The sequence below is a fragment of the Streptomyces sp. NPDC021622 genome, assembly GCF_040640795.1.
In the GTDB taxonomy this organism is placed as follows: domain Bacteria; phylum Actinomycetota; class Actinomycetes; order Streptomycetales; family Streptomycetaceae; genus Streptomyces.
Genome location: NZ_JBFACK010000002.1, coordinates 57,484 through 83,994 on the forward strand (window position 1 = coordinate 57,484; position 26,511 = coordinate 83,994).

General features: G+C 71.2%; 26 protein-coding genes. 14 read left to right on the forward strand and 12 right to left on the reverse strand.

Translation table 11 applies throughout. The features are described from left to right. Positions 1 to 3: 3 nt before the first annotated feature. The 3 genes from AB0G47_RS04710 to AB0G47_RS04720 all read right to left on the reverse strand — a co-directional run bounded on the left by AB0G47_RS04710 (position 4) and on the right by AB0G47_RS04720 (position 3,547). Positions 4 to 825 (reverse strand): ABC transporter ATP-binding protein, encoded by an 822-nt coding sequence (locus AB0G47_RS04710; protein WP_360764066.1) that lies wholly within the window; start codon positions 823 to 825, stop codon positions 4 to 6. Positions 826 to 830: 5 nt separating this feature from the next. After that, positions 831 to 1,877: an iron ABC transporter permease gene (locus tag AB0G47_RS04715; protein ID WP_360764068.1), complete on the reverse strand. Its 1,047-nt coding sequence runs from the start codon at positions 1,875 to 1,877 to the stop codon at positions 831 to 833. A gap of 650 nt (positions 1,878 to 2,527) precedes the next feature. Next, positions 2,528 to 3,547: an iron ABC transporter permease gene (locus AB0G47_RS04720; RefSeq protein ID WP_360765094.1), complete on the reverse strand. Its 1,020-nt coding sequence runs from the start codon at positions 3,545 to 3,547 to the stop codon at positions 2,528 to 2,530. A 227-nt stretch (positions 3,548 to 3,774) separates the two neighbouring features. Between AB0G47_RS04720 and AB0G47_RS04725 the strand changes: the two genes are divergently transcribed. The 9 genes from AB0G47_RS04725 (at position 3,775) to AB0G47_RS04765 (ending at position 14,097) form a co-directional block, all read left to right on the forward strand. After that, complete coding sequence (locus AB0G47_RS04725; protein WP_360764070.1) at positions 3,775 to 4,764, forward strand: iron-siderophore ABC transporter substrate-binding protein; 990 nt, start codon at positions 3,775 to 3,777, stop codon at positions 4,762 to 4,764. After that, on the forward strand, positions 4,761 to 5,546 hold the full coding sequence (locus AB0G47_RS04730) for a 2,3-dihydro-2,3-dihydroxybenzoate dehydrogenase (RefSeq protein WP_360764072.1): 786 nt from the start codon (positions 4,761 to 4,763) through the stop codon (positions 5,544 to 5,546). The genes AB0G47_RS04725 and AB0G47_RS04730 overlap by 4 nt, the downstream gene beginning before the upstream one ends. A gap of 70 nt (positions 5,547 to 5,616) precedes the next feature. After that, positions 5,617 to 6,837, forward strand: coding sequence for an isochorismate synthase DhbC (gene dhbC / locus AB0G47_RS04735; RefSeq protein ID WP_360764074.1), 1,221 nt, complete (start codon positions 5,617 to 5,619; stop codon positions 6,835 to 6,837). After that, the gene (locus tag AB0G47_RS04740) at positions 6,834 to 8,489 is read left to right on the forward strand and encodes a (2,3-dihydroxybenzoyl)adenylate synthase (protein ID WP_360764076.1); all 1,656 of its coding nucleotides are present in this window, start codon (positions 6,834 to 6,836) and stop codon (positions 8,487 to 8,489) included. The genes dhbC and AB0G47_RS04740 overlap by 4 nt, the downstream gene beginning before the upstream one ends. A gap of 51 nt (positions 8,490 to 8,540) precedes the next feature. Continuing rightward, positions 8,541 to 9,173 (forward strand): isochorismatase family protein, encoded by a 633-nt coding sequence (locus AB0G47_RS04745; RefSeq protein WP_360764077.1) that lies wholly within the window; start codon positions 8,541 to 8,543, stop codon positions 9,171 to 9,173. Between the two features lies 1 nt (position 9,174). Beyond that, positions 9,175 to 9,405: a phosphopantetheine-binding protein gene (locus AB0G47_RS04750; RefSeq protein WP_360764079.1), complete on the forward strand. Its 231-nt coding sequence runs from the start codon at positions 9,175 to 9,177 to the stop codon at positions 9,403 to 9,405. After that, on the forward strand, positions 9,402 to 13,286 hold the full coding sequence (locus AB0G47_RS04755; protein ID WP_360764081.1) for an amino acid adenylation domain-containing protein: 3,885 nt from the start codon (positions 9,402 to 9,404) through the stop codon (positions 13,284 to 13,286). The genes AB0G47_RS04750 and AB0G47_RS04755 overlap by 4 nt, the downstream gene beginning before the upstream one ends. Next, entirely contained in the window at positions 13,283 to 13,480 is a 198-nt protein-coding gene (locus AB0G47_RS04760) for an MbtH family NRPS accessory protein (RefSeq protein WP_360764084.1), read from the forward strand. The genes AB0G47_RS04755 and AB0G47_RS04760 overlap by 4 nt, the downstream gene beginning before the upstream one ends. Next, entirely contained in the window at positions 13,477 to 14,097 is a 621-nt protein-coding gene (locus tag AB0G47_RS04765; RefSeq protein WP_360764086.1) for a 4'-phosphopantetheinyl transferase superfamily protein, read from the forward strand. Before AB0G47_RS04760 ends, AB0G47_RS04765 begins: the two co-directional genes overlap by 4 nt. Here AB0G47_RS04765 and fes read toward each other — a convergent pair. Then, on the reverse strand, positions 14,067 to 15,344 hold the full coding sequence (gene fes / locus AB0G47_RS04770; RefSeq protein WP_360764088.1) for an enterochelin esterase: 1,278 nt from the start codon (positions 15,342 to 15,344) through the stop codon (positions 14,067 to 14,069). The genes AB0G47_RS04765 and fes overlap by 31 nt on opposite strands. A 124-nt stretch (positions 15,345 to 15,468) precedes the next feature. Here fes and AB0G47_RS04775 point away from each other — a divergent pair, with 124 nt between their 5' ends. Then, positions 15,469 to 16,317, forward strand: a complete 849-nt coding sequence (locus AB0G47_RS04775) for a hypothetical protein (protein ID WP_360764090.1) — start codon at positions 15,469 to 15,471, stop codon at positions 16,315 to 16,317. A 5-nt stretch (positions 16,318 to 16,322) separates the two neighbouring features. Here AB0G47_RS04775 and AB0G47_RS04780 read toward each other — a convergent pair whose 3' ends face one another. Beyond that, complete coding sequence (locus AB0G47_RS04780) at positions 16,323 to 16,778, reverse strand: MarR family transcriptional regulator (RefSeq protein WP_360764092.1); 456 nt, start codon at positions 16,776 to 16,778, stop codon at positions 16,323 to 16,325. 186 nt (positions 16,779 to 16,964) lie between these two features. Here AB0G47_RS04780 and AB0G47_RS04785 point away from each other — a divergent pair, with 186 nt between their 5' ends. Both AB0G47_RS04785 and AB0G47_RS04790 read left to right on the forward strand, forming a co-directional pair. After that, positions 16,965 to 18,452 carry an MFS transporter gene (locus AB0G47_RS04785; protein WP_360764094.1) on the forward strand — a complete coding sequence of 496 codons (1,488 nt, stop codon included), beginning with the start codon at positions 16,965 to 16,967 and terminating at the stop codon, positions 18,450 to 18,452. Between the two features lie 14 nt (positions 18,453 to 18,466). Continuing rightward, entirely contained in the window at positions 18,467 to 19,099 is a 633-nt protein-coding gene (locus tag AB0G47_RS04790) for a DUF2461 family protein (RefSeq protein WP_360764096.1), read from the forward strand. A 2-nt stretch (positions 19,100 to 19,101) separates the two neighbouring features. Here AB0G47_RS04790 and AB0G47_RS04795 read toward each other — a convergent pair whose 3' ends face one another. From AB0G47_RS04795 to AB0G47_RS04820, 6 genes are all read right to left on the reverse strand, one after another. Then, positions 19,102 to 19,338, reverse strand: a complete 237-nt coding sequence (locus AB0G47_RS04795; protein ID WP_360764098.1) for a DUF6059 family protein — start codon at positions 19,336 to 19,338, stop codon at positions 19,102 to 19,104. A gap of 103 nt (positions 19,339 to 19,441) precedes the next feature. Beyond that, positions 19,442 to 20,470, reverse strand: a complete 1,029-nt coding sequence (locus tag AB0G47_RS04800) for a ketoacyl-ACP synthase III (protein WP_360764100.1) — start codon at positions 20,468 to 20,470, stop codon at positions 19,442 to 19,444. Positions 20,471 to 20,507: 37 nt separating this feature from the next. Further along, on the reverse strand, positions 20,508 to 21,320 hold the full coding sequence (locus AB0G47_RS04805) for an arylamine N-acetyltransferase (protein WP_360764101.1): 813 nt from the start codon (positions 21,318 to 21,320) through the stop codon (positions 20,508 to 20,510). Between the two features lie 50 nt (positions 21,321 to 21,370). Next, the gene (locus AB0G47_RS04810) at positions 21,371 to 22,180 is read right to left on the reverse strand and encodes an arylamine N-acetyltransferase (RefSeq protein ID WP_360764103.1); all 810 of its coding nucleotides are present in this window, start codon (positions 22,178 to 22,180) and stop codon (positions 21,371 to 21,373) included. A 6-nt stretch (positions 22,181 to 22,186) separates the two neighbouring features. After that, positions 22,187 to 23,185: an amidohydrolase family protein gene (locus AB0G47_RS04815; RefSeq protein WP_360764105.1), complete on the reverse strand. Its 999-nt coding sequence runs from the start codon at positions 23,183 to 23,185 to the stop codon at positions 22,187 to 22,189. Between the two features lie 9 nt (positions 23,186 to 23,194). Continuing rightward, complete coding sequence (locus AB0G47_RS04820) at positions 23,195 to 23,623, reverse strand: nuclear transport factor 2 family protein (protein ID WP_360764107.1); 429 nt, start codon at positions 23,621 to 23,623, stop codon at positions 23,195 to 23,197. Positions 23,624 to 23,828: 205 nt separating this feature from the next. Here AB0G47_RS04820 and AB0G47_RS04825 point away from each other — a divergent pair, with 205 nt between their 5' ends. Together AB0G47_RS04825 and AB0G47_RS04830 are read left to right on the forward strand one after the other, a co-directional pair. Beyond that, entirely contained in the window at positions 23,829 to 24,509 is a 681-nt protein-coding gene (locus AB0G47_RS04825) for an NAD(P)H-dependent oxidoreductase (protein ID WP_360764109.1), read from the forward strand. A 198-nt stretch (positions 24,510 to 24,707) separates the two neighbouring features. Next, positions 24,708 to 25,409, forward strand: coding sequence for an SDR family oxidoreductase (locus AB0G47_RS04830; RefSeq protein ID WP_360764110.1), 702 nt, complete (start codon positions 24,708 to 24,710; stop codon positions 25,407 to 25,409). A 77-nt stretch (positions 25,410 to 25,486) separates the two neighbouring features. Here the strand turns inward: AB0G47_RS04830 and AB0G47_RS04835 are convergent, their stop codons facing one another. Then, positions 25,487 to 26,488: a ketoacyl-ACP synthase III gene (locus AB0G47_RS04835; protein ID WP_360764112.1), complete on the reverse strand. Its 1,002-nt coding sequence runs from the start codon at positions 26,486 to 26,488 to the stop codon at positions 25,487 to 25,489. Positions 26,489 to 26,511 lie beyond the last annotated feature (23 nt).

Genomic DNA, 26,511 nt, shown 5'->3' on the forward strand with positions numbered 1-26,511 from the left:
CCGTCAGCCGGTCGTCGTGACCTTCGTGTCCTTTTTCGTGTCCTCCGCCTTCGCCGTCACCGCCGGCACCACCACCGGGGAGCCGTCGCCCGGTGCCTGGAGGATGTCCGCCTCGATGCCGTACAGCTCCTTGACCAGGGCGGCGGTCACCACCTCGCGGGCGGGGCCGTTCGCCACGACCTTGCCCGCGTTCATGGCGATCACGGTGTCGGCGTACCGCGCGGCGCTCGCCAGGTCGTGCAGGACCATGACGACGGTGCGGCCCGCGGCGGCCACCTCCCGTACGAGGGAGAGGACTTCGACCGCGTGGCCGAGGTCGAGCGCGCTGGTCGGTTCGTCGAGCAGCACGATCGGGGTCTGCTGTGCCAGGACCATCGCCAGCCAGCAGCGCTGGCGCTGGCCGCCGGAGAGATGGTCGAGGCGGCGCGCGGCGAGGTCGGTGGTGCCGGTGGCCTCAAGCGCGTCCCGTACGGCCGTCTCGTCCTCCCGCGACCACTGGCGGAACAGGCCCTGGTGCGGGTGACGGCCGTAGCGGACGAGCCCGGCGACGGTGACCGCCTCCGGCGCCTGCGGGGACTGGGCGAGCAGCGCGATGCGGTGGGCCGCGCGGCGCTGGGTGAGCTGCCACACGTCCTCGTCACCGGCACGCACCGTGCCCGAACTCGGCTTGTGGAGCCGGGAGATGGAGCGAAGGAGCGTCGATTTCCCGCAGCCGTTGGGGCCGACGATCGCGGCGACCTGTCCGCTGGGGATGGTCAGGTCGACGCCGTCCACGGCGGTGTGCCCTGGATAGCCGGAGGTGAGCGCCTCGACGGTCAGTTGCACGGGGGTCAGGCCTTTCCGCTCTGCTGCTGGGAGTTCTTGCCGAAGAGGACCCACAGGAGGAAGGGTCCGCCGAGCACGCTGGTGACGACGCCGACCGGGATCTCCACGGGCGCGATGACCCGGCCGAGCGCGTCGGCGCCGCCCACGAGGGCCGCGCCGACCAGGGCCGAGCCGATGACGGGTACGCGGGTGGGGCCGCTCAGCCGGGTTGCGACGACCGGTGCGGCGAGTGCTACGAAGGCGATCGGGCCGCCGATGCCGACGGCCGCGCCGGACAGGGCGACGGCGAGCGCGAGGGTCGCGGCACGCACCCGGCGGACGTTGACGCCGAGGGTGGCCGCCATGTCGTCGTCGAAACGGAGGAGTTGGAGGCGGCTTCCGGCGACCAGGGCCAGGGGGACGAGGACGAGGAGAATGAACGCCAAGGGCGTACCTACGCTCCAGTCGCGGCCGTTGAGTGAGCCGACCGTCCAGAGGAAGACGCCGCCCGCGGTGTTGTCGTTCTCACGGGACATCACGAGGTCGGTGACGGCGCCGATGACGGTGGAGACGCCGATGCCCACGACGAGGATCCGGTAGCCGCCGCTGCCCGCGCCGCCCGCGCAGGCGACGACGACCATGGCCGCGGCGGCGGCGCCCAGCGGGCCGAGCCACCAGTCACCGATCATCCCGGTGGACGAGCCGACGACGGAGGCGACGACGGCCGCGGTCGCGCCCTCGTTGACGCCGATGATGTCCGGTGTGGCGAGCCGGTTGCCGGCCAGGGTCTGGGTGAGACACCCGGCGATGCCGAGCGCCGCGCCGACCATGAGGCCCACGGCGATGCGCGGAAGCCGGAAGTCCTGGACGAGCATGACGGTGGCGGAGTCGCCGGTTCCGAGCAGCCCGGAGAGGCTGTCGGAGAAGCTCATCCCCGTCGAACTGGCAAAGGCGGCAAGGGAGACGACCACCGCGATGAGCAGCGTGAGGCCGACGGCGGCCAGGGCGCTGCGGTAAGGGAAGAGCCAGGAGAAGGTCCCTACGCGGACCGCCGTGGAGTCGGGCGGGGTCACGTCGGCGGCGTGCTGCGCACGGCCGTGAACGGAATCCGGCGGGCCGCCGGCACCGGGTACGGCACCAGCTGCAGAGCCCTGCGAACCGCCCGACGCCGGGCCAGGCACCGAGCCGCCCACACCGTACGACGCGCGCCCCGGCGTGGCATCCGCAGCACGCCCCTGCGGGAAACCCGGCGCGGAACCCGACGCCCCGTCCGACGCGGAAGCCCCCCGCGCGGAACCCGACACCCCGCCCGACGCCGGGCCCGACACCCCGTTCGACACCCGCCCCCGCGTGACATCCGCAGCACCGTCCGGCACGGAAGCCCCCCGCGCGGAACCCGACACCCCGCCCGACGCCGAGCCCGACACCCCGTTCGACACCCGCTTCGACGCCCGCCCCCGCGTGGCACCCGCAGCACCGTCCGGCACGGAAGCCCCCCGCACGGAACCCGACACCCCGCCCGACGCCGAGCCCGACGCCCGGTTCGACGCCCGCCCCCGCGTGGCACCCGCAGCACCGTCCGGCACGGAAGCCCCCGGCACGGAATCCGACGCCCCGCCACCCCCCGCGCCCGCCGCACGGTCCGGCGCGGAGGCCCCCCGCGCGGAATCCGACGCCCCATCGGGCACCGCGCCCGCCGCACCCTCAGGCATGCGCTCGGCACTCACGCGCCCACCCCCGCCGTCGACATCCGCTGCGACCGCGCGATCCAGATCAGCAACGGGCCGCCGATAAAGGCGAGAAGGACGCTCACCGGGGTCTCCCAGGGGCGGATGACCACGCGGGCCAGGAGATCCGCGACGATCATCACGTTCGCCGCGATCAGCGCGGACAGCACCAACTGGCCCGCGATCCGCGGTCCGGTGACGGTCCGTGCGGCGTACGGGGCGAGCAGGCCGAGGAAGGCGATCGGTCCCGCGAGGGCGACCGCCGATCCGGCGAGCAGTGTGACCGCCGCCGCGACGATCAGGCGGATGCGGCCGGGGTGGTGGCCGAGCGACCGTGCGCTGTCGTCACCGAGTGCGAGTGCGGACAGGGGCCGTAGGCAGCAGAAGGCGATGACGAGACCGGCCGCGATCATGGGGATCAGCGGGTAGGTCTCGGAGGTCTTGATGCCGGCGAGCGAACCGATGGTCCAGTAGCGGTAGGTGTCGAAGGTCGACTGCGTGCCGAGCAGGACGTACGACGTCATGCCGTGGAATGTCGCGCCGAGCGCCGATCCGGCCAGGACGAGGCGAAGGGGTGAGCCCGCGGCCCGTCCCGACGCCGCGAGCAGCAGCACCACCGCGCTTGCGGCCATGCCGCCGACCAGGGCCCACACCAACACCCCGTACGCGGACGTCACTTCGAAGTATGTGAGACCGATCACCACGCCGAGCGCCGCACCGGAGTTGACCCCGAGGAGTCCCGTCTCGGCGAGCGGATTGCGGGTGACGGCCTGCAGGAGGCAGCCCGCCGCGCCGAGCGCGATGCCGACCAGGAGGCCGGCGAGCGTACGCGGGAGGCGTACGTCCACGACCGCGAGCCGGATCTGGCCGTCGGCCCGCGCGGAGGGATCCCCCATGAGGAAGTCCCAGGCGCGGCCCATCGGCGTCGACCCCGACCCGACCAGGAGAGACAGCAGGCCGAGCAGCAGGAGCAGGACGAACAGGGCGGCGGCCGCCCACAGCGTGGGGCGATGCATCCTGGCCAAGTCCGGTATGGGAGGTCTGGATCCGGACGTTGGGACCTGCCCCCCTTGCGCAACCAACATGAACTTAGCCTAACCTAACCTTGACCTTGCGCCCCGAGTCGGGGTGCGGGCGAACTCCCTGTTCCCTCAGGGCCAGTTCGCCATGCCCTGACGCGGCAAGAGATATCCCTTACGTCCGGATTGACCCCCCGGGCGACTGAAGCATGGAGACCACGGACATGTCCTCGAACCACATCCCGCGCACCCGGCTGACCGCGGTAGCAGCCCTCGCCATCGCCTCCGCGCTCACGCTCTCCGCCTGCGGTTCGGACTCGTCCGACGACTCCGGCTCCGGCTCGGGCGAGAAGGCGAAGAACGCCGCGAAGGACGTCACGGTGACCGACGCCACCGGTGCGGAGGTGAAGGTTCCGGCCAATCCGGAGAAGGTCGTCGCGCTGAGCGAGATGGACCTGGACTCCGCCCTCGCCCTGGACGTCAAGCCGGTCGGCCTCTCCGCGGGCCGCGGCCAGAAGGGCGCCCCCGAGTACCTGGCCGACCAGGCCAAGGGCATCCCGGTCGTGGGCGCGGTCACCGGACCCGACATCGAGAAGGTCCTGCAGGCCAAGCCTGACGTCATCCTCGCCGGCCAGCTCGCCGACCCGCAGGTGCTCAAGCAGCTCAAGGCGATCGCGCCGACGGTCGTCACCATCGACAAGACCAAGGACTGGAAGAAGTCCCTGGAGCTCACCGGCAAGGCGCTCGGCAAGTCCAACGAGGCCACCGCGTTCCTCAAGGACTACGACACCAAGGCCGCCGCCCTGAAGAAGAAGCTCGGCGACAAGGCGGGCTCCAGCGTCTCCGTCGCCCGCTACTCCGCCAAGGGCACCGCCGTCATGCAGCAGGGCGTGTTCATCTCCGACGTCCTGAAGGACCTGGACTTCAAGCGTCCCGGCATCCAGAACGACAAGGGCCAGGGCCACTCCACGCCGCTCAGCGACGAGGACCTGAAGCAGATCGACGCCGACTGGCTGTTCATCGGCACGCTCGCCTCCAAGGGCCCGGACGCCGACCTCTTCAAGGAGCTGAAGGGCAAGGCCGCGTACAAGGAGCTCGACGCGGTCAAGAAGGGCCACGTCACCGAGATCGACGGCTCGAAGTGGACCAGCCTCGGTGGCGCGCAGGCCGCCGTCTCGGTCCTCGGTGACATAGAGAAGGCGATGGCCAAGTGACCTCCGGCACAACGGAGTCGGAGCTTTCCGGACGGGTCGCCCTTGTCACCGGTGCGAACCGGGGCATCGGCAGGGCCGTGGCCCGCGCGCTCGCCGAACGCGGCGCGCGGGTCGTGGCCACCGACCGGTCGCCCGACGTCAAGCTGCAGGAAGCGGGCTCGGGCATCACAGGACTTGTCCTCGACGTCACCGACGCGGCCGCCGTGGACGCGGCCGTCGACGAAGTCGAGCGCACGGCAGGGCCGTTGGACATCCTCGTCAATGTGGCGGGCGTCCTGCGGCCCGCCCCGGTCGTCGAACTCTCCGACGCCGACTGGGCGGAGACCTTCGCGGTCAACACGAACGGTGTCTTCCACACGGCGCGCGCCGCGGCCCGCCGGATGACCGCACGGGGCAAGGGCTCCATCGTGACGGTGGGCTCGAACGCGGCCGGGGTGCCCCGCACCCAGATGGCCGCGTACGCCGCGTCCAAGGCGGCGGCCACCATGTTCACCAAATGCCTCGGCCTCGAAGTCGCCCGCGACGGCGTGCGCTGCAACGTCGTGTCGCCCGGCTCCACCGACACCGACATGCAGCGGCAGCTGTGGACCGACGACCACGCCGAGGCCGCAGAGCGCGTCATCAACGGCGACTCCGCCTCCTACCGGGTGGGCATTCCGCTCGGCCGGATCGCGGACCCCGCCGACATCGCCGACGCCGTCGCCTTCCTGGTCTCCGACCGGGCCCGGCACATCACCCTGCACGACCTGTACGTGGACGGCGGCGCCACCCTGCGCGCCTGAACGCCGCGCCACCCTCCCTTACTTGACGCGACTTTGATGAGACTTGACGAGACTTGACGAGGAGTCACCCGTGACACCCGCCCATGACGCGGTAGCGCTCGCCGCCCCCCACACCCCCGGGGCCGTCGGCGCGGCCACCGCGCTGCTCGACGCCTACCAGCCGGGCGACACCCGGTTCTTCGCGTCCCCCACCCGTACCCTCCTCGCCCACGGCTCGGCCGCCGAAGTCCCGCACGACGAGCGGCCGTTGACCGAGCGGGTCGCCGCAACCCTGCAGGCGCAGCGGCGCGCGGGCAACCAGGCCCCGGTCGTGGTGGGCTCCATCCCCTTCGACCCCGCCGCGCCCGCCGTGCTCAGCGTGCCCGAAGCGGTCCGCTGGGCGCCCGCCCTGCGCACCGATCCGCTCGTCGCCCTGCCCACCCCGCCGCCCGCCACGGCCGGCGGCTGGCAGGTCCGCGAGGTCCCTTCGGGCGAGGAGTACGCCTCCTCGGTCGAGGCCGCCGTACGGCGCATGAAGAGCGGCGAGTTCGACAAGGTCGTGCTCGCCCGCACCCTGCAGCTCGACACCGAGGGCCCGCTCGACCTGCCCGCCATGCTGCAACGCCTGGCCCGCCGCGACCCGCACGGCTACTCCTTCGCCGTGCCGAGCGGCCCCGGCCGCACCCTCCTCGGCGCGAGCCCCGAGCTGCTCGTCTCCCGGCACGGCGACCGGCTGACCGCCAACCCCCTCGCAGGTTCGACGCCGCGCTCGGCCGATCTCGCCGAGGACGTGCGCAGGGCGGCCGCCCTGCTCGAATCGGCGAAGGACCTGCACGAGCACGCGGTCGTCGTGGACGCCGTGCACAAGGCCCTCGCCCCGTTCTGCACCGACCTCGACGTCCCCGAGCGGCCCACGCTGGTCCGCACGGCGACCATGTGGCACCTGTCGACGACCGTCACCGGCGAGCTCGCCGACCCGGGCACCTCCGCCCTTGACCTCGCCTGCGCCCTGCACCCGACTCCGGCCGTCTGCGGCACCCCGACCGGCCACGCCCGTGGCGTGATCGGCGAGTTGGAGCCTTTCGACCGCGGGCACTACACCGGCATGGTCGGATGGAGCGACGTGCAGGGTGACGGCGAGTGGGTCGTCACGATCCGCTGCGCGGAGGCCGAGGAGAGACAGAACGGCAGCGGCCGGCTGCGGCTCTTCGCGGGCGCGGGCGTCGTCGCCGACTCCTCGCCCGAGGCCGAACGGGCCGAGACGGGCGCCAAGTTCCGTACGTTCCTGGACGCGGTGGGGGTCGACCGATGACGACACCGATGACGACGGCATACAGCGGCGTGGACGCGCCGCGCATCCCCGACGAGTTCGCCGAGCGGTACCGCGCCGCCGGTTACTGGCGCGGCGAGACCTTCGGCGGCATGCTCCGCGAGCGCGCCGAAGCGCACCCGGACCGCGTCGCGATCACCGACGGGGACCGCAACTGGACGTACGGCGAACTCGACGTGCGCGCCGACCGGTTGGCCGCCGGATTCGCCGCCCGCGGCATCACCAAGGGTGACCGGGTCGTCGTCCAGCTCCCGAACGTCGCCGAGTTCTTCGAGGTGGTCTTCGCGCTCTTCCGGATCGGCGCCCTGCCGGTCTTCGCGCTGCCCGCGCACCGCGAGACGGAGATCCACTACTTCTGCGAGTTCACCGAGGCCGTCGCCTACGTCGTCCCCGACCGGATCGGCGGCTTCGACCACCGCGACCTCGCGGCGAAGGTCCGGGCCGAAGTGCCCACGCTGCGCGACGTGTTCGTGGTGGGCGAGCCCGGCGAGCACACGGCGCTCGCCGACGTGCCGTGCGAGCCGGTCGAGCCGGTCGAGCCGGTCGAGACCGCCGGACCCGTGCCGTCCGACCTCGCGTTCCTCCAGCTGTCCGGCGGCAGCACCGGCGTACCCAAGCTGATCCCCCGCACCCACGACGACTACATGTACTCGCTGTGGGGCTCCAACGAGCTCTGCGGGGTGACCGAGGAGTCCGTCTACCTCGTGGCGCTGCCCGCGGCGCACAACTTCCCGCTCTCGTCGCCGGGTTCGCTGGGTCTGCTGTACGCGGGCGGCCGCGTCGTGATGTGTCCGCAGCCCGACCCGGACACCGCGTTCCCGATCATCGAGCGGGAGAAGGTGACCATCACCGGTCTCGTCCCGCCGCTCGCCCTGGTGTGGACCGACGCGGGACGCACCACTCCGTACGACATCTCCAGCCTCGACGTGCTGCTCGTGGGCGGCGCGAAGTTCAGCGAGGCGGCGGCCCGCCGGGTCACCCCCGCGCTCGGCTGCACCCTGCAGCAGGTCTTCGGGATGGCCGAGGGCCTGGTCAACTACACGCGCCTGGACGACCCGGCGGAGACGATCGTCACCACACAGGGGCGGCCGATCTCCCCCGACGACGAGATCCGCATCGTGGACGACGCCGACCAGGACGTGCCCGACGGCGAGTCCGGCCATCTGCTGACCCGCGGCCCCTACACCATCCGCGGCTACTGGCGCGCCCCCGAGCACAACGCCCGCTCGTTCACCGCCGACGGTTTCTACCGCACGGGCGACATCGTCAGCCGCACGCCCACCGGCCATCTGGTGGTCGAGGGCCGGGCGAAGGACCAGATCAACCGGGGCGGCGAGAAGATCGCCCCGGAGGAGGTCGAGAACATCATCCTCGGCCACCCGCACGTCCACGACGTGTCGGTCGTCGCCGTCCCCGACGAGTACCTGGGCGAGCGGACCCTCGCCTATGTCATCCCGCGCGAGGACGCCGGACCGCTCAAGCCCGTCACCATCAAGAAGTTCGTGCGCGAGCGGGGGCTCGCCGCGTTCAAGGTGCCCGACCGGGTGGAGTTCGTGACCGCCTTCCCGCAGACCGGCATCGGCAAGGTCAGCAAGAAGGACCAGCGGACGAGTGCCGCGACCCCGGACAGCTGAGCAGCACCCGTTCCTCCCGCACTCCTGAGCTTCACCGAAAGGCCACCGACCATGGCGCTCCCAGCCGTCACGCCGTACCCGATGCCCGCATCCGACGAACTGCCCGACAACCGCGTCGCGTGGAACGTCGACCCGCGGCGGGCGGTGCTGCTCGTCCACGACCTGCAGAACCACTTCCTGACCGCGTACACCCCCGACACCTCGCCGACCACCGAACTCCTCGCCAACGTGGGCGAGTTGGCGAAGGCGGCGCGCGCGGCCGGCATGCCGGTCCTGTACTCGGCGCAGCCGGGCGGCCAGTCGCCCGAAGAGCGCGGTCTCCAGCAGGACTTCTGGGGCCCCGGCCTGCCGGACGACGAGCACGCGAAGGCGATCGCCGGCCCGGTCGCGCCGGAGCCCGGCGACACGGTGATCACGAAGTGGAAGTACAGCGCGTACGTCCGCACCGACCTCGAGGAGCGGATGCGCGAGGCGGGCCGGGACCAGATCGTGATCGTCGGCGTGTACGCGCACATCGGCGTCCTGATGACGGCGTGCGACGCGTGGATGCGTGACGTGCAGGCGTTCGTCGTCGCCGACGCCGTCGCCGACTTCTCCCGCGAGGACCACGACATGGCGCTGCGCTACGCGGCGGGCCGCTGCGCGGTCGTCACCACCACCGACGCGGTTCTGAAGGGGATCTGACATGGCGCTCAGCGTGGAAACCATCCGGGCGGACGTCGCGGACGTGCTCGGCGAGGACCCTGCCGACATTCCCGTCGACGAGAACCTGGTCGACTACGGCCTCGACTCCGTACGCATCATGGCGCTCATCGAGCGCTGGCGCCGGGAGCACGAGATCACCGCCACCTTCGTCGACCTGGCCGAGCAGCCCGCGATCGAGGCCTGGGCGCCGATTCTTGGAGCCTCGGCATGAGACTCACCGCTGCCCAGTCGGGCATGTGGTTCGCCCAGGCCCTCGATCCCGGGAGCCCGGCCCAGAACACCGCCGAGTGCCTGGAGATCCACGGGCCGATCGACCCGTCCGTGTTCGCGGACGCGCTGCGGCAGGTGGTGTCCGAGGCCGACGCCCTGCGCGTACGGATCATCGAAGGGGCCGAAGGGCCCAGCCAGTTGGAGGTCTCCGATCCCACGCTGCCGCTGAAGGTGCGGGATCTGCGGGCCGCCGCGGACCCGGACGCCGAGGCGCGGGCGTGGATGCGCGAGGATCTCGCCACGCCGTTCGACCTGGCGGCGGGGCCGCTGTTCGCGCATGCGCTGTTCCGCGTGGGCGACGAGCGGTGGCTGTGGTACCAGCGGGTGCACCACATCGTGATGGACGGCTTCGGCTACTCGCTCCTTGCCCGGCGCACCGCCGATGTCTACACCGCGCTCGCCGCGGGCGAGACCCCGGCCGACAGCCCCTTCGGACGCCTCGCCGACCTGGTCGCCGAGGACACCGCCTACCGCGCCTCCGAGACGTACGACAAGGACCGCAGGCACTGGGACGAGGCCTTCTGCGACCGCCCCGACGCGCCGAACCTGGCCGGGCGCACCGCCCTGCCGTCCCGCACCTTCCACCGCCGCACCGCCCACCTCTCCCCCGAAGCGACGTCCCGGCTGCGGGAGTTGGCGACCTCGATGCGGGCGACCTGGCCCGAGGTGCTCGTCGCCGCGCAGGCGCTGTACGTCTCGCGGGCCACCGGCTCCGCCGAGGTGGTGCTCGGTCTGCCGATGATGGGCCGGATGGGTTCGGTGGCCCTTCGCGTGCCCGGCATGGTGATGAACGTGCTGCCGCTGCGGCTCACCGTCACCCCGCAGGCGACGTTCGCCGAGCTGACCCGGCAGGTGGTGCTCGGCATCCGCGCCGCCCGCCGCCACCAGCGCTACCGCTACGAGGACATCCGCCGCGACCTGGGCCTCCTGGGCGACGGCCGCTCGCTGGTCGGGCCGCTGATCAATGTGATGCCGTTCGACTACGGCCTGACCTTCGCGGGCGCCCGCACCGACGCCCACAACCTGTCGGCGGGCCCGGTCGACGACCTCACGGTCAATGTCTACGACCGCGCGGACGGCAGCGGCCTGCGCATCGACTACGACGGCAATCCGGCCCTGTACGAGCCGGACGAACTCGGCATCCACCAGGCGCGGTTCATGGAGCTCCTGGAGCGCCTCTCGCACGCCGAGCCACATGCCGCGCTCGCCGAGCACACCATCGCGCGCCGCTCCGAACTCGCCCTCGTCGTCGAGGAGTTCAACGCCACCGCACACCCGGTGCCGCCCACCACCCTGATCGGCCCGATCGAAGCCCAGACGGTCCGCACCCCGGACGCCACGGCCCTCGTCTTCGGCGACCAGGAGCTGACCTACGCCGAGCTGAACGCCCGCGCGAACCGGCTCGCCCACCATCTGATCGAGATCGGCGTACGGCCAGGCGCCCTCGCCGCGGTGGCGGTGCCCCGCTCCCTCGACCTGGTGGTCACGCTCCTCGCCGTGCTCAAGGCGGGCGGCGCCTACCTCCCGCTCGACCCGGACTATCCGGCGGACCGCCTCGCGTACATGCTGGGCGACGCCGATCCGGCCTGCGTGATCGCGGACCGCGCGGACCGGGTGCCCGCTTCCGGCGTTCCGCTCGTCGCCCTCGACCGCCTGGACACCGCGCCGTACGGGAGCTACGACCCGCCGCGCGCGCTCACGCCGCACCACCCGGCGTACGTCATCTACACCTCCGGCTCGACGGGCCGCCCCAAGGGCGTCGTCGTGCCGCACTCGGCGATCGACAACCGGCTGCGCTGGATGCAGCACCAGTATGAACTCGCCCCCGGCGACCGGGTGTTGCAGAAGACGCCGTCCGGTTTCGACGTGTCGGTGTGGGAGTTCTTCTGGGCGCTGCGGGTCGGCGCGACGCTGGTCGTCGCCGAGCCGGGCGGTCACAAGGATCCGGCGTATCTGGCCCGCGTCATCCGCGAACAGGCCGTCACCGTCTGCCACTTCGTGCCGTCTATGCTCCAGGTGTTCCTGGCCGAGCCCGCCGCGGCGGACTGCTCGGGCCTGCTGCACGTCTTCTGCAGCGGCGAGGCGCTGCCGCGCGAGACGGTGCGCGAGTTCGGGCGCGTCCTGGACGGCGTACCGCTGCACAATCTGTACGGTCCGACCGAGGCGGCCGTCGATGTGACGTACCACCCGTGCGCAACCGCCGCGACGGGCCCCGTACCGATCGGCAAGCCGGTCTGGAACACCCGTCTGTACGTCCTGGACGCGGCGCTCCAGCCGTGCCCGCCAGGCATCCAGGGCGAGTTGTTCCTCGCGGGCACCCAGCTGGCGGCCGAGTACCTGGGACGGCCCGAGCTGACCGCGTCCCGTTTCGTCGCCGACCCTTACGGGCCGGCAGGCACCCGGATGTACCGCACGGGCGACCTGGCGCGCTGGACGGAACACGGCGAGATCGAGTACCTGGGCCGCACCGACCACCAGGTGAAGCTGCGCGGCCTGCGCATCGAACTGGGCGAGATCGAGGCCGAGTTGGCCGGTGATCCGGCGGTGAGCGCGGCCAGCGTCCTGGTCCGCGAGGACCGTCCCGGCGACCAGCGGCTCGTCGGGTACGTCACGACCGACGGGTCCGGAGTCCCCGACCCCGAGGCGCTGCGCACCCGCCTCGCCCGCACGCTGCCCGACTACATGGTGCCGGGCGCGATCGTGGTCCTGGACGACTTCCCGCTCAGCCCGAACGGCAAGCTGGACCGGCGCGCGCTGCCCGCCCCCGCCTTCGAGGGGTCGGCCGACGGCGGCCGGGTGCCCAGCGGCCACCGCGAGGAGACCCTCACCCGGCTCTTCGCGGAGATCCTCGGCGTGCCCCAACTGGGCGTGGACGACGCGTTCTTCGACCTCGGCGGCACCTCGCTGCTCGCGGCCCGGCTCGTCGCCAGGGTCCGCGACACGCTCGGCGCGGAGCTCACCATCGGCACGCTCTTCCAGGCGCAGACCCCGGCGGCGCTCGCCGCCCACCTGGACGCGGATGGCGGCGAGGCCGATCACGCCCTGGACGTGCTGCTCCCGCTGCGCGCGGGCGGCGACCGCACCCCGCTGTTCGCGTTCCACCCCGCGGGCGGCATCAGCTGGTGCTACTCGGGCCTGCTCTCGCGGCTCGACCCCGGGCAGCCGGTGTACGGGCTGCAGGCGCAGGGACTGCACGGCGAGGGCCAACTCCCGTCCTCGATGGAGGATATGGCGGCCGAGTACGTGGACGCCCTGCGCGGCGTGCAGCCGCACGGCCCCTACCGGCTGCTCGGCTGGTCGGTGGGCGGCGTCCTCGCGCACACCGTCGCCGTACGGCTCCAAGAGGCGGGCGAGCAGGTCGAGTTGCTCGCGCTGCTCGACGCCTATCCGTCGGACCAGTGGCGCGACTCGGCGATCCCGGCCGAGGCGGACGCCCTGACGGCGCTGCTGCGGATGGCCGGTTACGACCGGACGGGCGAGCTGACCCGCGAGGACGTCCTGGCGACGCTGCACCGCGAGGGCAGCGCGCTTGCCGGTCTTCCCGACCGGACGCTCACCGCGGTGATCGACATCGTGGTCAACAACGCGCGCCTGATGCGTGAGCACGACCACCGGGCCTTCGACGGCGACGCGCTGTTCTTCACGGCGTCCGCACCGCGCGCCGAGGACTGGCTGACGCGCGAGGCATGGGCGCCGTACATCAGTGGTGAGATCGACAACCACGATGTGGACTGTCTGCACCCGGAGTTGACCCAGCCGCGGCGTCTCGACGAGATCTGCGCCGTCCTCGCCACCCGCCTCAAGGAGCTGGACCACGCATGACGATCACAGCAGGACCCTTCGATCCGACCGGCGCGGACGACGCCGCGGAGCCGACCCATCTGGTCCTGGAGAACGCGCGCGGCGAGCACTCCCTGTGGCCGGCGTTCCGCCCGGCTCCCGAGGGATGGCGGACGGTGTACGGCCCCGAGCCGTACGGCCGTTGCGTGGCCCACCTCCAGGCTCGGCCCGCGTGACGGATCTCCACCTCGTACGCCCGGTTCCGCTCTCCGGCATCGACGTCTCGGTACTCGATGCCGATGAGCGGCGCCGGGCGGCGGCGTTGCGACGTCCCGCGGACCGTGAGGTGTACGTGGCGGCGCACACCGCGCTGCGGCGGCGCCTCGGCACGTACCTCTCGGTCGATCCGGCGGCGGTGGAGCTCGTCCGCCTGCCGTGCCCCGGATGCGGCGGGCCACACGGCCGTCCCGCCGTGGCCGGGGGCGCGGGCCCGCACTTCTCGCTGTCGCACACGGACGGCCTCGCCCTGCTCGCCTTCGCGGACCGTCCGGTCGGCGTCGACATCGAGCGGCTGCCCGCGGCGGGCGTGGTGGAGGACGTGGCGGCGGCCCTGCACCCCTTGGAGCGGGCCCAACTGGCCACGCTCCCGGCCCCCGAGCGGCTGCTCGCCTTCGCCCGCTGCTGGACCCGCAAGGAGGCGTGCCTGAAGGGGACGGGCGCGGGTCTCGCCGGTGACGGGATGACCGCATTGCTGGTGGGCACCGGGTCCGCGCCCACGCCGGTGCCGGGCTGGACGGTGACGGACGTGGCCGTCCCCGAGGGCTACGCGGCGGCGGTCGCGGTGGCTGCCTGAGTGCCCAGCAGGCCTACGAGCCCGTCCGCCAGCTCGGTGCGCCAGCACAGGTAGTCGTGCCCGCCGTTGTACTCGCGGTACACGGCGTCGTCGTACCCCTTCTCCCGCAAGGTGTCGCGCAGCCTGCGCAGGGCGGGGAGTGCCACCCACTCCTGCTCGCCGGCCGAGAGCCAGAACCGGACGGGCAGCCTCTCGCTCGCGGCGATGCGGCCGGTCAGCCACTCGGAGCTTTCGAGGTCGGGTCCGTCGGGCCACCAGAAGGACCCGGACTGGGCAAGGACCCGGCCGAAGCGTCCCGGCGCCGCGAAGGCAGCATAGGCGGCGGTGAGGCCGCCGAGGCTCTGGCCCGCGACGACGGTGCGGGCCGGGTCGTCGGTCAGCGAAAGGCGTCCGGCCGCCCAGGGCAGCAGTTCGCGCTCCAGGAACCCCACGAAGCGTTCGTTGCAGGCGAGTTCGGCCCAGCGCAGGTCCGAGTCCAGGGAATCGGGAAGCAGGGCGACCAGCGGCGGGATGCGGCCGTCCGCGATGAGGTTGTCCAGGAGCGCGGCGACATCGAGGCCCGGCTGCCACATCTCGCCGTCCATCAGGACGAGGACGGGCAGGTCATCGCCGCCGCCCGGCGGCTCGTACACATGCACAGGCCGCTCGTTGCCGAGCAGCTCGCTGCGGACGGTGTGGGTGCTCACGGTGCCTCGCGCGACGCCATCGCGCCGCTGCCAGTCCTCGCCGCGCGGGGCCCCGGGCAGCTCGACGTACGACACCGGATCGCCGCCCCAACGCCGGGCCAGGGTCCGGGAGTTCAGCGGGTCGCCCTGCTGGCGGCCGCGCAGCCAGGCCCAGTACTCGCCCTGCTCCTGCGGCCCTTCGCCGTCGTCCACGCAGAGGGTGTAGGTGGCCCGCCAGTCGGCGCGCATCCGGATCGACCAGTGCCAGATGTCGGTGCCCGGCACGCGCTCCATCAGATTGCGCGCGAGGTCACGCGGATCGACGATCTTGTTCGGAAGTGCCAGGACGGCACGGGTGCTCTCGATTCCCCTCCACAGGAAGGTGACCACCCGGTGGTCGGCATCGCCCTGCGGATCGGGCTCGACGATCGGCGCCCCGCCCTCAGCCCGCACGGCTCCCCAGAAGTCGCCCCGCTCCACGGCCCGGTCCACCCAGGCGCTGGACGCGCGCTCGACGGGCCGCGGCCGGGCGATGCGGGGCGGCCGGCGGGTGGTCCCGTCGGGGGGAGCGGTCAGCGGCATGGGGAGGCCTCCAGGAGTCGATAAGGGTGACCTTACTTGAGAGGCGCCGCCGCAGGTCGGCCAGGCTCCGGTGCCCGCGGCCCGAAAGCCGGAAAAGCCGCGACGCCGCTGTACATTGCCGCTTATGTCGATACCGAACCCGCCGCAGCCGGGCCCGTACCAGCCGAACCCGAACCCCAATCCGTACCAGCAGCCTCCGGGCGCGGTATCGCCTCAGCCCTACGGCCAGCAGCCCGGCCCGTACACCCAGCAGCCGGGGCCCTACGGCCAGCCGCCGGCTCCCGTGGGTGGCCCCCCGACGCCTCCGGCCGGTCCGCGCAGACCGACGCCGGGGTGGGTCTGGGGACTCGGCGGCGTGGTCGTGGCGTCGGCCCTGTGGGCGGGGGCGCTCTTCGCCACCGGCAACCTCGGCTCGGGCGACGGCGGCGACGCGGACTTCGCCGGTCACCAGTACACGAAGAACCTCTGCGACGCCACGAAGCTCAAGGCGTTCCAGAAGGAGTACACGCTCGACACGGACTCCACCGCGACCACGCACTACGGCTCCCGGCAGCAGGGGCTCGACCAGAGCTACTGCAGCCACAAGCTGAAGGACCCGGAGGCGGCCGCCGACTCGTACGCGACCACGTACGTCTACTCCACCGCCCGGTGGCACAAGACGACCGACCCGGCGGGCGAGTTCGCCTCGGAGTGGAAGGCCTTCGAGGACCAGTCGCAGAAGACGTACGGCTACACGACGAAGGCCGTGAGCGGCATCGGCGACGAGGCGTATCTCGTGACCGAGAAGAGCGGCACGGACAAGGACTCCCTCACCAGCATGACGCTCGCCGTGCGCGCGGGCTGGTTCACGAACCAGATGCACTGGAGCTCATACGGAGCCCCGGACGACAAGGCCACCCAGCCGACGGACGCGGAGATCCGGAAGATGCTTGAGACCGACACCCGCACGGCGATGGAGAGCCTCAAGAAGTAGGCCCTTCAAGGGCGCGGCCAGGGGTGCCCTTCGAGCCGCTCGATGTCGCTGTTGAAGCGCTGGAGGTAGTCGGCGAAGGTGGCCACGTCCTCCGGTGCCCAGTCGCTGAACACCTTCTCCAGGCCTCCGGTGTAATCGGCGCGGTCGGCGTCGAGTTGGTGCTCGCCCTCGGCGGAGATGCGGAACTTGCGGGCCAGGCCGCCGTCGGGGTCGGGGATGCGTTCGACGAGTCCGGCGCGGAGCATGGCCGCGGTCTGCCGGTTGAGGGTGGACGCGTCGAGCCCGAAGGCCTCGCTGAGCTGGCCGATGGACATCGGCCCGTCCATCTGGATGCGGCTGAGCAGGACGTACGCACTGCGGTCCAGGCGCCCGCCGGTGGCGCGCGTCCGGGGGTTGTACAGGTGCGAGTGCCGCCCGAGCAGCATGGTCTCGAACTCGACCCGGCCAACGGGCTTTTCCATGTGAGGCATCCTCCGACTCCCGGTGTTTACAGGGCAGGGCTGCCCGCACCGGCCCTGCCGCACATGATGCATCGTACTCGGCGTATGCATGATGCATGTCATATGTACAGTGCACATCAGCGTGCGGGCCGAGGGCGTCGCATCGTGCGGGGCCGAAGGCTTCGTGCAGAGTCGAGGGAGAAGCCAGTGGTCGGATCCGAGCCCGATGAGTCCCATGAGTCCGCTGTACGCCCGGGGCGCATCGTCGGCGTACTCGCCCTCGCGGGCATCGTCGCCGCGGTCATGCAGACGCTGGTGGTGCCGCTGATCGGCGACCTGCCGGGCCTGCTCGACACCTCGGCGTCGAACGCGTCCTGGGTGGTCACGGCCACGCTGCTCTCCGCGGCAGTGGCGACTCCGGTGGCCGGGCGGCTCGGTGACATGTACGGCAAGCGCCGCATGCTGCTCGTCTCCGTGCTGCCGCTCGTCGCGGGCTCGGTGGTCTGCGCGCTGTCGTCCTCCGTCGTGCCGGTGATCGTCGGGCGCGGTCTGCAGGGCCTGGGCATGGGCGTGGTGCCGCTGGGCGTCAGCCTGCTGCGCGATGTGCTGCCGCCCGAGCGCCTCGGCTCCTCCATCGCCCTGATGAGCGCGTCCATGGGCGTGGGCGGCGCGCTCGGCCTGCCGTTCTCGGCGGCCGTCGCCGAGAACGCGAGCTGGCGCGTGCTGTTCTGGGTCGCCGCCGCGCTGAGTCTTCTGGTCGGCGCCCTTGCCTGGCTGTTCGTGCCCGCGGGGCGGGTGGGGGCCGCAGCCGGCCGCTTCGATCTCCTGGGCGCGATCGGCCTCGGCAGCGGCCTGATCTGTCTGCTGCTCGCCGTCTCCAAGGGCTCCGACTGGGGCTGGGCGAGCGGGACGACGCTCGGTCTCTTCGCCGCGGCCGTCGTCGTCCTGCTCACCTGGGGTTGGTGGGAGCTGCGCAGCGCCGAGCCGCTGGTCGACCTGCGCGTCACCGCACGCCCGCAGGTCCTGATGACCAACGCGGCCTCGGTGCTGGTTGGTTTCGCGATGTACGCCCAGTCGCTCGTCGTGCCCCAGCTGCTTCAACTGCCCGAGGCCACCGGCTACGGCCTGGGGCAGTCGATGATGGCCATGGGTCTGTGGATGGCCCCGGCGGGCCTGATGATGATGGCCCTCGCCCCGCTCGGCGCCAAGCTCTCGGCGGCCCGCGGCCCCAAGGTCACGCTGTCCGTCGGCAGCCTGGTCATCGCCGTCGGCTACGCCTCTTCGCTGCTCCTGCTCGGCTCGACCTGGGGCCTGCTCGCCGTGACGATCGTCTGCAACGCGGGCGTCGGCCTGGCCTACGGGGCGATGCCGGCCCTGATCATGGGGGCCGTGCCGCAGGAGGAGACCGCTTCGGCCAACAGCTTCAACACGCTGATGCGTTCGATCGGCAGCTCCGTCTCGGCCGCCGTGATCGGCGTGGTCCTCGCGCAGCTGACGACGGACTTCGGCGGCCACCTGCTGCCCTCGGAGGACGGCTTCCGCGTCGCCATGCTGATGGGCTGCGGGGCGGCGCTCGCGGCGGCCGCGGTCGCCTCACTCATTCCCGTACGGCCGATAAATTCCGTGCCCGAGGCGGAAGTTGACGCCGAAGCGAACGCGGTGGCGTCCCGCTCTCCGCGCGCGGACCATGGGTGAGCTAGCCTGCCCGCATGCGCGGACAGTTCACCGGCTGGCCGGAGCAGGCCATGGACGTGTTGTGGCAGCTCCAGGGCGAACCGAGCCACGCGATCCGCGAGCGCTGTCGCGCCGACCGCGAACGCCTGGTCCGGCAGCCGATGATCGCCCTGCTCAACGAGGTCGCGGACGCCGACCCCCGGTACGAGGACTTCTCCGTCTGGCACTACCGCACCGACTCCTGGTGGTGGCAGCACCAGAGCGCGGTGATCCGGCTCGGCCGCAAGATCGAGATCGGTCTCCGGTTCTCCCTGGACGGCCTGCGGATCCAGGGCGCCTGGTGGTACCCCGATCCCGGCCAGGTGGACATGTTCCGCAAAGCCGTGGCCTCCGAGGGGAGCGGCCGCGAGCTGTCCGCCATCGTCGATGACGTACGGAAGAAGGGCTACGACATCTCCGGGGACGTGATGAAGCGCCCCCCACGCGGCTATCCGACGAACCACTCCCGCACGGACCTGCTGCGCCACCGTTCGCTGATCGCCGCCCGTCCCCTCGGCTGCCAGGAGTGGCTGCACACCCCCGAGGCGGCCGACCGGGTCCTCTCGGCCGCCGCCGACCTGGACGCCCTGCTGAGGTGGCTGGTCCGCCACGTGAAGCACGCCGCCTGACGTCACGAGGGCGCCGCGCGGCGGCTGTTCGGCGGTGTGAGTTCCCGGGCGAGGGACCGCTCTACGTCGGTCAACGGCACGTCGGGGACCAGCCGTTCGGGGCCGCCCGCGGGCGGCGGGCTCAGCGGCGGGGGCAGGATCAGGCCGGGGCAGTGGATCGGCGGCACCATCTGCGTGGCGCCGTAGGCCACCAGGCTGCGCCAGGCCGCCTTGACACAGCGACGTACGAAGAACCTCATGCGGTCCATCCCTTCGAGCGAGCCGGGTGAGCGTGGGCGCGAGACGGCCGGCCGGCCCCGGCCCGGCCGGCGCCCCGGTGGTGCCGGCCGGGCCGGGCCGCCATCAGGACAGCTCGGCGGCGAGCAGATCCTCGGGCAGACGGAAGCAGAGCGCGCCGTAGAGGAATCCGGCGCCGATCGCCCCGATGGCGAGCAGGTCCCCCTGCCGGGCGAGCCCGTCGTGGGCGACCCGCCAGAGCGAGGTCAGCGGCGAGACCGAAGCCGTGTTGGCCAACGTGTCCGCGGTGATGGGGACACGCCCCAGATCCGCGCCGACGCTGCGCGCGATCTGCCGCACCAGCTTGGCGCTCGCCTGGTGCAGGGCGAAGCCGTGCACGTCGTCGACGGTGACGCCGGCCGACGACAGCGCCTCGTTCAGGGACTTGGGGAGCCGGGTCATCGCCTCCCGCAGCACCACGCTGCCGTCCATGTGGAGATACGGGGTCAGGGGTGTCGGGGTCGGGGATCCCGGCACCTCCTGGTTCAGGCGCCAGGGCGCGGCCATCCGGACGGCGTCCGAATAGGTGTTGCCCAGGTCGTAGCTGAGCAGCCCGTCACGGCTCTCCGACTTGCGCAGCACGGCGGCCCCCGCGGCGTCGCCGAAGAAGATGCGCGTGACGCGGTCCTGCGGGTCGGTGCCGCCGGAGCCGCGCTCGGCGCAGACGATCAACGCCGTCTCCAGGCCCGGTTCCTGCAGCAGGTTCGCGGCCATGTACATCCCGTACACGGTGGACGCGCAGGCGTGCTGGGTGAGGTCGACGATGCGCGGGGTGGCTATCCCCAGGCGCTCGGCGATGGTCACCCCGAGCGAGGGCATGACCCAGTCCGGCGTCGTGCACGCCACGACGAGCACATCGATCGCGGCGGCCTGGACGCGGGCCGTGGCCAGCGCCTTCTCAGCGGCCTCGACCGCGAGGTCGGCCACGGTGTCCTCCGGGTCGAGGAAGCGGCGCTCCTTGATTCCCGTCTTCTCCTCGACCCACTCGGGCGTGGTGTCGAGCGAAGCGCACAACTCCTCATTGGTGACCACCCGTTCGGGCAGTGCCAGGGCGACACTGCGCGGATAGACCGGGGTGAGTTCCCATTTGGGCATGACGACCTCCTGTTCCGGTGCTGCGGTGCCGCGGCACTTACTTCTCCTCGAACGCCATGCGTACGGAGGAACTGCGATGGGGGCTCGGTGTGGGCCGCTCGTCGAAACTGATGCCGAACCACTCCTCGTAGGCGGCGAGGACGGCGGCGTCGTCGGCGAGCTTCTCGGTCGTCGTCTCCTTGCCCCTGGTGATCGAGAGGACGTCGTCCTTCAGGAGCACCCAGCCGTCGTCGAGGGGAAGCTGGCAGAACATGTTCTGCAGGAGCAGGGAGTCGGGGCTCGTCCGGTACCACCAGATGACCTGGTCGAAGTCCGAGAGGGTCACCGGGTCGTCGTAGAAGCGGTACAGCGGCTTTCCGTTGCACAGCACGTCGGTCGAGCGGTCGTCGACGACGCGGAGGGAGAACTCGCCGTGCGGATCGGGCTGCGCCTCTGCGGTGTCCATGGCCAGCGGGTACCTGCTGCCCTTGCCGAATCCGGTGTCGACGATCCAGCGCCGGCCGTCGATCTCCGCGGAGACGAGGAGGTGGTTGTACGGGGCCTTGAGCTCGCCGCCGATCCAGACGCGACCGTGGTGCAGCCGCACCGAGTAGCCGAGGGTCTCCAGGAGATAGAAGAACGACGTGTTGATCTCGCCGCAGCCTCCGCCGCGGCGCTGGTGCACGATCTTGTCGACGACTCGCTTGTCCTTGTAGTGGACCTCGCGGCCGAGTTGGTAGTCGAGGCTCTCGAACGGCACGGACAGGACGTGGCGTTCATGGAGGTGGCGCAGCGAATCCAGGTCGGGGCGGTCCGGGCGCCTGGCCGAGATGCGCTCCAGGTAGGCGGTCGTCGTCGATTCGTCCAGCATGGCCATTCCCTTGGGCGAAGTGGGTGCGTCGGTCCTGCGTCAGTCCTGGGTCAGTCCTGCTCGAAGGAGAAGCGGAGCTTGTTCGTGGTGTGCGGTCCCGGCACGGGCCGCTTGTCCATCTCGATGCCGAACCACTTCGCGTAGGCGGCCACGACGGCGGCGTCGTCGGCGAGCTTCTCCGTGGTCTTCTCTTCGCCCGTGGTGAGGGTCAGCTCGTCGTCCCGCAGGCTGACCCAGCCGTTCTCCAGGGGCAGCGAGCAGAAGATGTTCTGCAGGAACGGGGAGCCCGGGCAGGTGCGGTACCACCACATCGTCTGGGCGAAGTCGCTCAGATCCGCCGGCTCCTCGTAGAACACGTACTGGGGCACGCCGTTGCGCAGCACCTCGACGCTGCGGTGGTCCTTGCGCTCGGTGGAGAACACGCCGTGCGGGTCGTCCCAGAGGTCGTCGGAGTCGACGAGGATGGGGTGCCGGTTGCCCTTGCCGAAGCCGATGTCCACGATCCACCGGACGCCGTCGATGGCAACGGTCATCATCATGTGGTGGTACGGCGGCGTGGAGAACCTGCCGAAGCGGATCCGCCCCTGATGCAGCGTCACATCAAAGCCGAGCGCCTGGAGGAGCAGGTAGAAACCGGCGTTGATCTCGTAGCACCCGCCGCCGCGGCGCTGGTGCACGATCTTCTCGATGACCCGCTCGTCCAGGTAGATCTCGTCGCCCGAGTGGTAGTCGAGGCTGTCGAACGGCACCGAGAGCACATGGCGTTCGTGCAGATGGCGCAGTGCGGCGGCGTCCAGGCGCTTGGGGGCGTCGGCGGAAATGCGGTCCAGATAGGCCGATACGGTCCGCTCGTCGAGCACGATGTCTCACGCTTCCTTTCCGCTGAGCCTCGGGAAGAGTCCCTCGGCGTTTCGGTGGTCGAGAAGGAGCTGTTCCTCGGCGTCGAACTTCCCGTGCGCCAGCACACCGTGGCCGGTGCCGAGGGTGTACGCCTCGGGCATGAGCGGGAAGTCGGAGCCGACCAGGATCTGGCTCGCGGGGGCGAACGAACGCAGGGCCGCCAGGGCGTGCGCGTCACCGGTCATCGCGATGTCGACGTACAGCCGCTGCAGCGAGCGCATGGGGTCCTCGGGCAGCCGCTTGGCGAGCGCCGGGCTGATGAGCCCTCCGGCGGCCAGGCGTCCCGCGTAGGAGGGGACGCCGCCCCCGCCGTGCGGCAGGATCACCGCAAGCTCGGGGTACCTCTCGAGCGTCTGGTTGTAGAGGAGTTGGGCCGCGACCCGGACCGTCTCGAAGGGGAACTCGTACCACGGTGCCGGCAGGTCCGGCATCGGCCGGGTGCCGGCCGGCGGCAGGGTGGGGTGGACGAACAGCGGCTTCTTCCGGCGCGCCGCTTCGTCGAAGAGCGGGTCCATCGCGGGGTCCCCGACGTACTGACCGCCGTAGTTGCTGACCAGGCCCACGCCGTCGAGTCCCAGCACATCGGCGGCGTAGACGAACTCCTCCAGCGCCACGTCCATGTACGGAAAGGGCAGCACGGCGAATGCGCCGAACCGGCCGGGATGGTCGGCGACCAGACCGGCGAGGTATTCATTGACGCGGCGCGCGAATTCCGCGGCCGGTTTGGCCTCGAGATGGCCCGGAACTCCCGGCCAGACGCTCACCACGGCTGACCGAATTCCATGGCGGTCCATCATGGTGAGGCTGGCATCGACGTCCCACGTCGGCTTGTCGATTCCGGGCAGCACGACCGGAATTCCCATGGCCGTGAGCTCGTCGTGGTAGAAGTCCGGGAGGATGTGGTGGTGTACGTCGATGGCGCGCCGCCACGGCTTCCCGGTGGGTGCCTGAGTGTCGTCCCGCATGCCCGGCCCTCAGGCCTTGCCCGTGCCGGACGGGTTGCTGATCAGGCAGCGCCAGACGCCGTCCGCGCCGCGTCGGGCGATGTCGGCGGCCGTGCCCTCGATCTTGACGTGCTTGCCGTCGGGTCCTGTGCCCTCGTGCACATAGTCGATGATCATCAGGGCCGTGTCGCCGACCGTGTAGGCGTGCCGCACCTTGAGGCTGATGGGCAGCCGGTGGGCGAGCGTCTCCTCGCCCGTGTCCCAGAGTTCGTCGCCGGCCTGGAATTTACCGGGGGAAAGGACGCGCATGGCCTGCGGGTCGAAAAGCATCCGCAGGATCTCGAGATTTCCGGCGTTGAATGCCTCCGCGAATGCACCGGGGAGTTGCATGAGGTCCGTCGGAAGTTCCGTCTGAAGGTCAGTCGGAAGGCCGGTCGCCTGATCGGTTGAATTCACCATGGCGGACAGCACACTGGCAGCACGGGAGGGCGCTCAACTCGGCACAGGCCAGTTTGTCAGGTCGCCGTCGTCATCGTGAGGATCGCATTGCACACCTGACGAACTGTGCGGCCTCCGGCTATGCATACCCCTCGCGCGGAACTCATGATGCCGCACATACCGATCATGACGTGGTGATCGAAAAGACGAGGGGCGAGGAGTACCCGTGACCAAGGTAGCCATCATCTTCCATTCCCGGAGCGGCAACATCTACCAGCTGGCGGCCGCGGCCGCGGCGGCGGCCGAAAAGGCGGGCGCCGAGCCGAAGTTGCTCAAGTTCGGGGAGCTTCCGGACCCGATGGTGCTGGACAATGACGCGTACAACGACCTGGAGACCAAGACCGCGGACATCCCGGTGGTGACGCTGGAGGACCTGCTGTGGGCCGACGCCATCATGATCGGCACTCCGGTCCACTTCGGCCTTCCGGCGCCGCAGGTCCTGAACTTCATCGACCACTCCGGCCCGGTCGCCATCCCCGGCATGCTCGTGAACAAGGCGGTCACCGTGTTCGCCTCGGGGTCCGCGGCGCACGCGGGCGCGCAGACCGCGATCCTCGCCATTCACAACGCGCTGTGCCACTGGGGTTCGCTCATCGTGCCGAACGGGTCGAGCGTCGAGATCCTGGCCTCCGAGCACAACGGCTCGCCGTACGGCACGTGCAGCATCTCGCGGCACCTGGCGAACCATGTGCACGAGGACAACATCAAGGCGATCGAGTACCAGACCCAGCGGGTCGTGGAGGTCGCCACCGCCTACCAGATCGGGCTCAAGCAGACGGAGTCCGCCATCAACTACGTCAGCCTGGAGGACCTCGCCAGGAAGTTCCCGCACCTGTCGATGGACTGATCCAAGGCGCCGCACCGACCGCGTGAAGCCCGACGACGACCGGCCCGAACGGGCCGGTCGTCGCGCGTTGCCCACACCCTTTCCTTCCCGGAACTCCCGCCCCTGCGTGGTACGTTGATCTGGTACCAGAACGTTGTACGAGTGATCGATCACTGTCCGTGCGAGGCATCCCCCCACCGCCTTCCGCAGGAGGAAACCGTGAAGCTGGTCATCTTCGGCGCCAACGGCCCGACCGGCAGACTGGCCACAGAACAGGCACTCACCGAAGGGCACACCGTCACGGCCGTCACTCGCCGACCCGACGAATTCCCGCTGAGCGACGCCCGGTTGGAGGTCGCGGGCGCGGACGTCCACGACGCCGCCGCGGTGGACCGTCTGGTGGCCGGGCAGGACGCCGTGGTCTCCACACTCGGCCTGCCGTACACGAAAGAGCCCGTGACCGTCTATTCCGACGGCATGGCGAACATGCTCAAGGCGATGGAGTTCCACGGCGTCCGGCGCCTGGTCTGCGTGAGCTCGATCGGCGTCACCCCCGAGCACGCACCGGGCGAGTCCTTCACCTTCCGCAAAGTCATCGCGCCCATGCTCCTGAAGATGGGCCGCACCCTCTACGAGGACATGGGCCGCATGGAGGAACTCGTGCGCGCCAGCGGCCTCGACTGGACGATCATCCGCCCGGCCGGCCTCTTCGACACCACGGACCCGACCGAGTACATCGTCGGGAAGCCGCGCACGCCCGGCCGGTTCACCGCCCGCAAGGACCTCGCGGACGCGCTGGTGCGCTCGGCGGTCGACCACCGCGACGCCGGCGAGATCGTCGAGGTCATCACGACGAAGGGCGTGCCCAGTTACGCCAGTGTCTTCGTGAAGGAAGCCCTGCACATCGGCAACAAGCGCTGACATCGGGCCGGGCGTGCTTGCCCGGCCCGGACGCGCCGGAGCCCGGTCCCTCGCTGAAGGGGGCGGGCTCCGGTGCGTCAGTACGAGATCAGGTTGAGCCCCATGGACATGCCCCCGCCGAACGCCGCGAGGAGCACCAGGTCGCCCGCCGCCACGGCGCCCGAGCGGCTCAGGTGGTCCAGGGTGATGGGCACCGAAGCGGCACCGGTGTTGGCGTACCGGGTGACGGTGCTGGCCACCCGGTCCTCGGGGATGTCCAGGCGCCGTGCGAGCGATTCCATGATCCGGCCGTTGGCCTGGTGCGGCACGAAGTGCGCTATGTCGCCGGGGTGTACGCCGTTGTCCGCGAGGAACTTCCGGATGCCGGGAACCACCACGCTGTCGATGAACTCGGTCACGCCGCGCCCGTCCATCGTGAAGTGGTGCAGCCCCTCGCGCAGCGTCTCCTCCGTCGTCGGAAGCCTGCTCCCGCCGGCGCGGACCTGGATGAGCTCACGTGCCGAGCCGAAGCCGTCGAGGCGGGTGGAGAGCAGCCGGGCAGGGGCGCCGGGGCCCAGGACGACGGCACCGGCTCCGTCGCCGAACAGCAGGACGGTGCGCCGGTCGGTGGGGTCGAGGATCCGTGAGTAGACGTCGGCACCGACGACCACCGCGTAGCCCTCGTCGGCGCCCGCAAGGAGCCGTTCGGTCACCGACAGCGCGTAAGTGAAGCCGCTGCACACGGTGTTGACGTCGAAGGCCGCGGTTCCGTGTCCTGCCCCGAGCTCGTCCGCGACCACGGATGCCGTCGGCGGCTGCGGGTAATCGGGCGTGGAGGTGGCCACGACGACGGCACTCAGCCGGGAGGCGCTGATGCCGGCCTGCTCGAGAGCCTGCCGGGCGGCGGCGACCGCGAGGTCCGATGTCGCCTCCTCCGGCTTGGCCCAACGCCGTTCGCGGATCATCGTCTTGCGCCAGATCGCCTCCTCGGACACCCCGATCAGCTCGCTGATGTCCTTGTTGTCGATGACCCGGCTCGGCACATAGGAGCCCGTGCCGAGGATGCCGGGACTCCCGGTGACCGCACCACATGTGATCATGATCTGCTCCGTAGTCGTCCTGA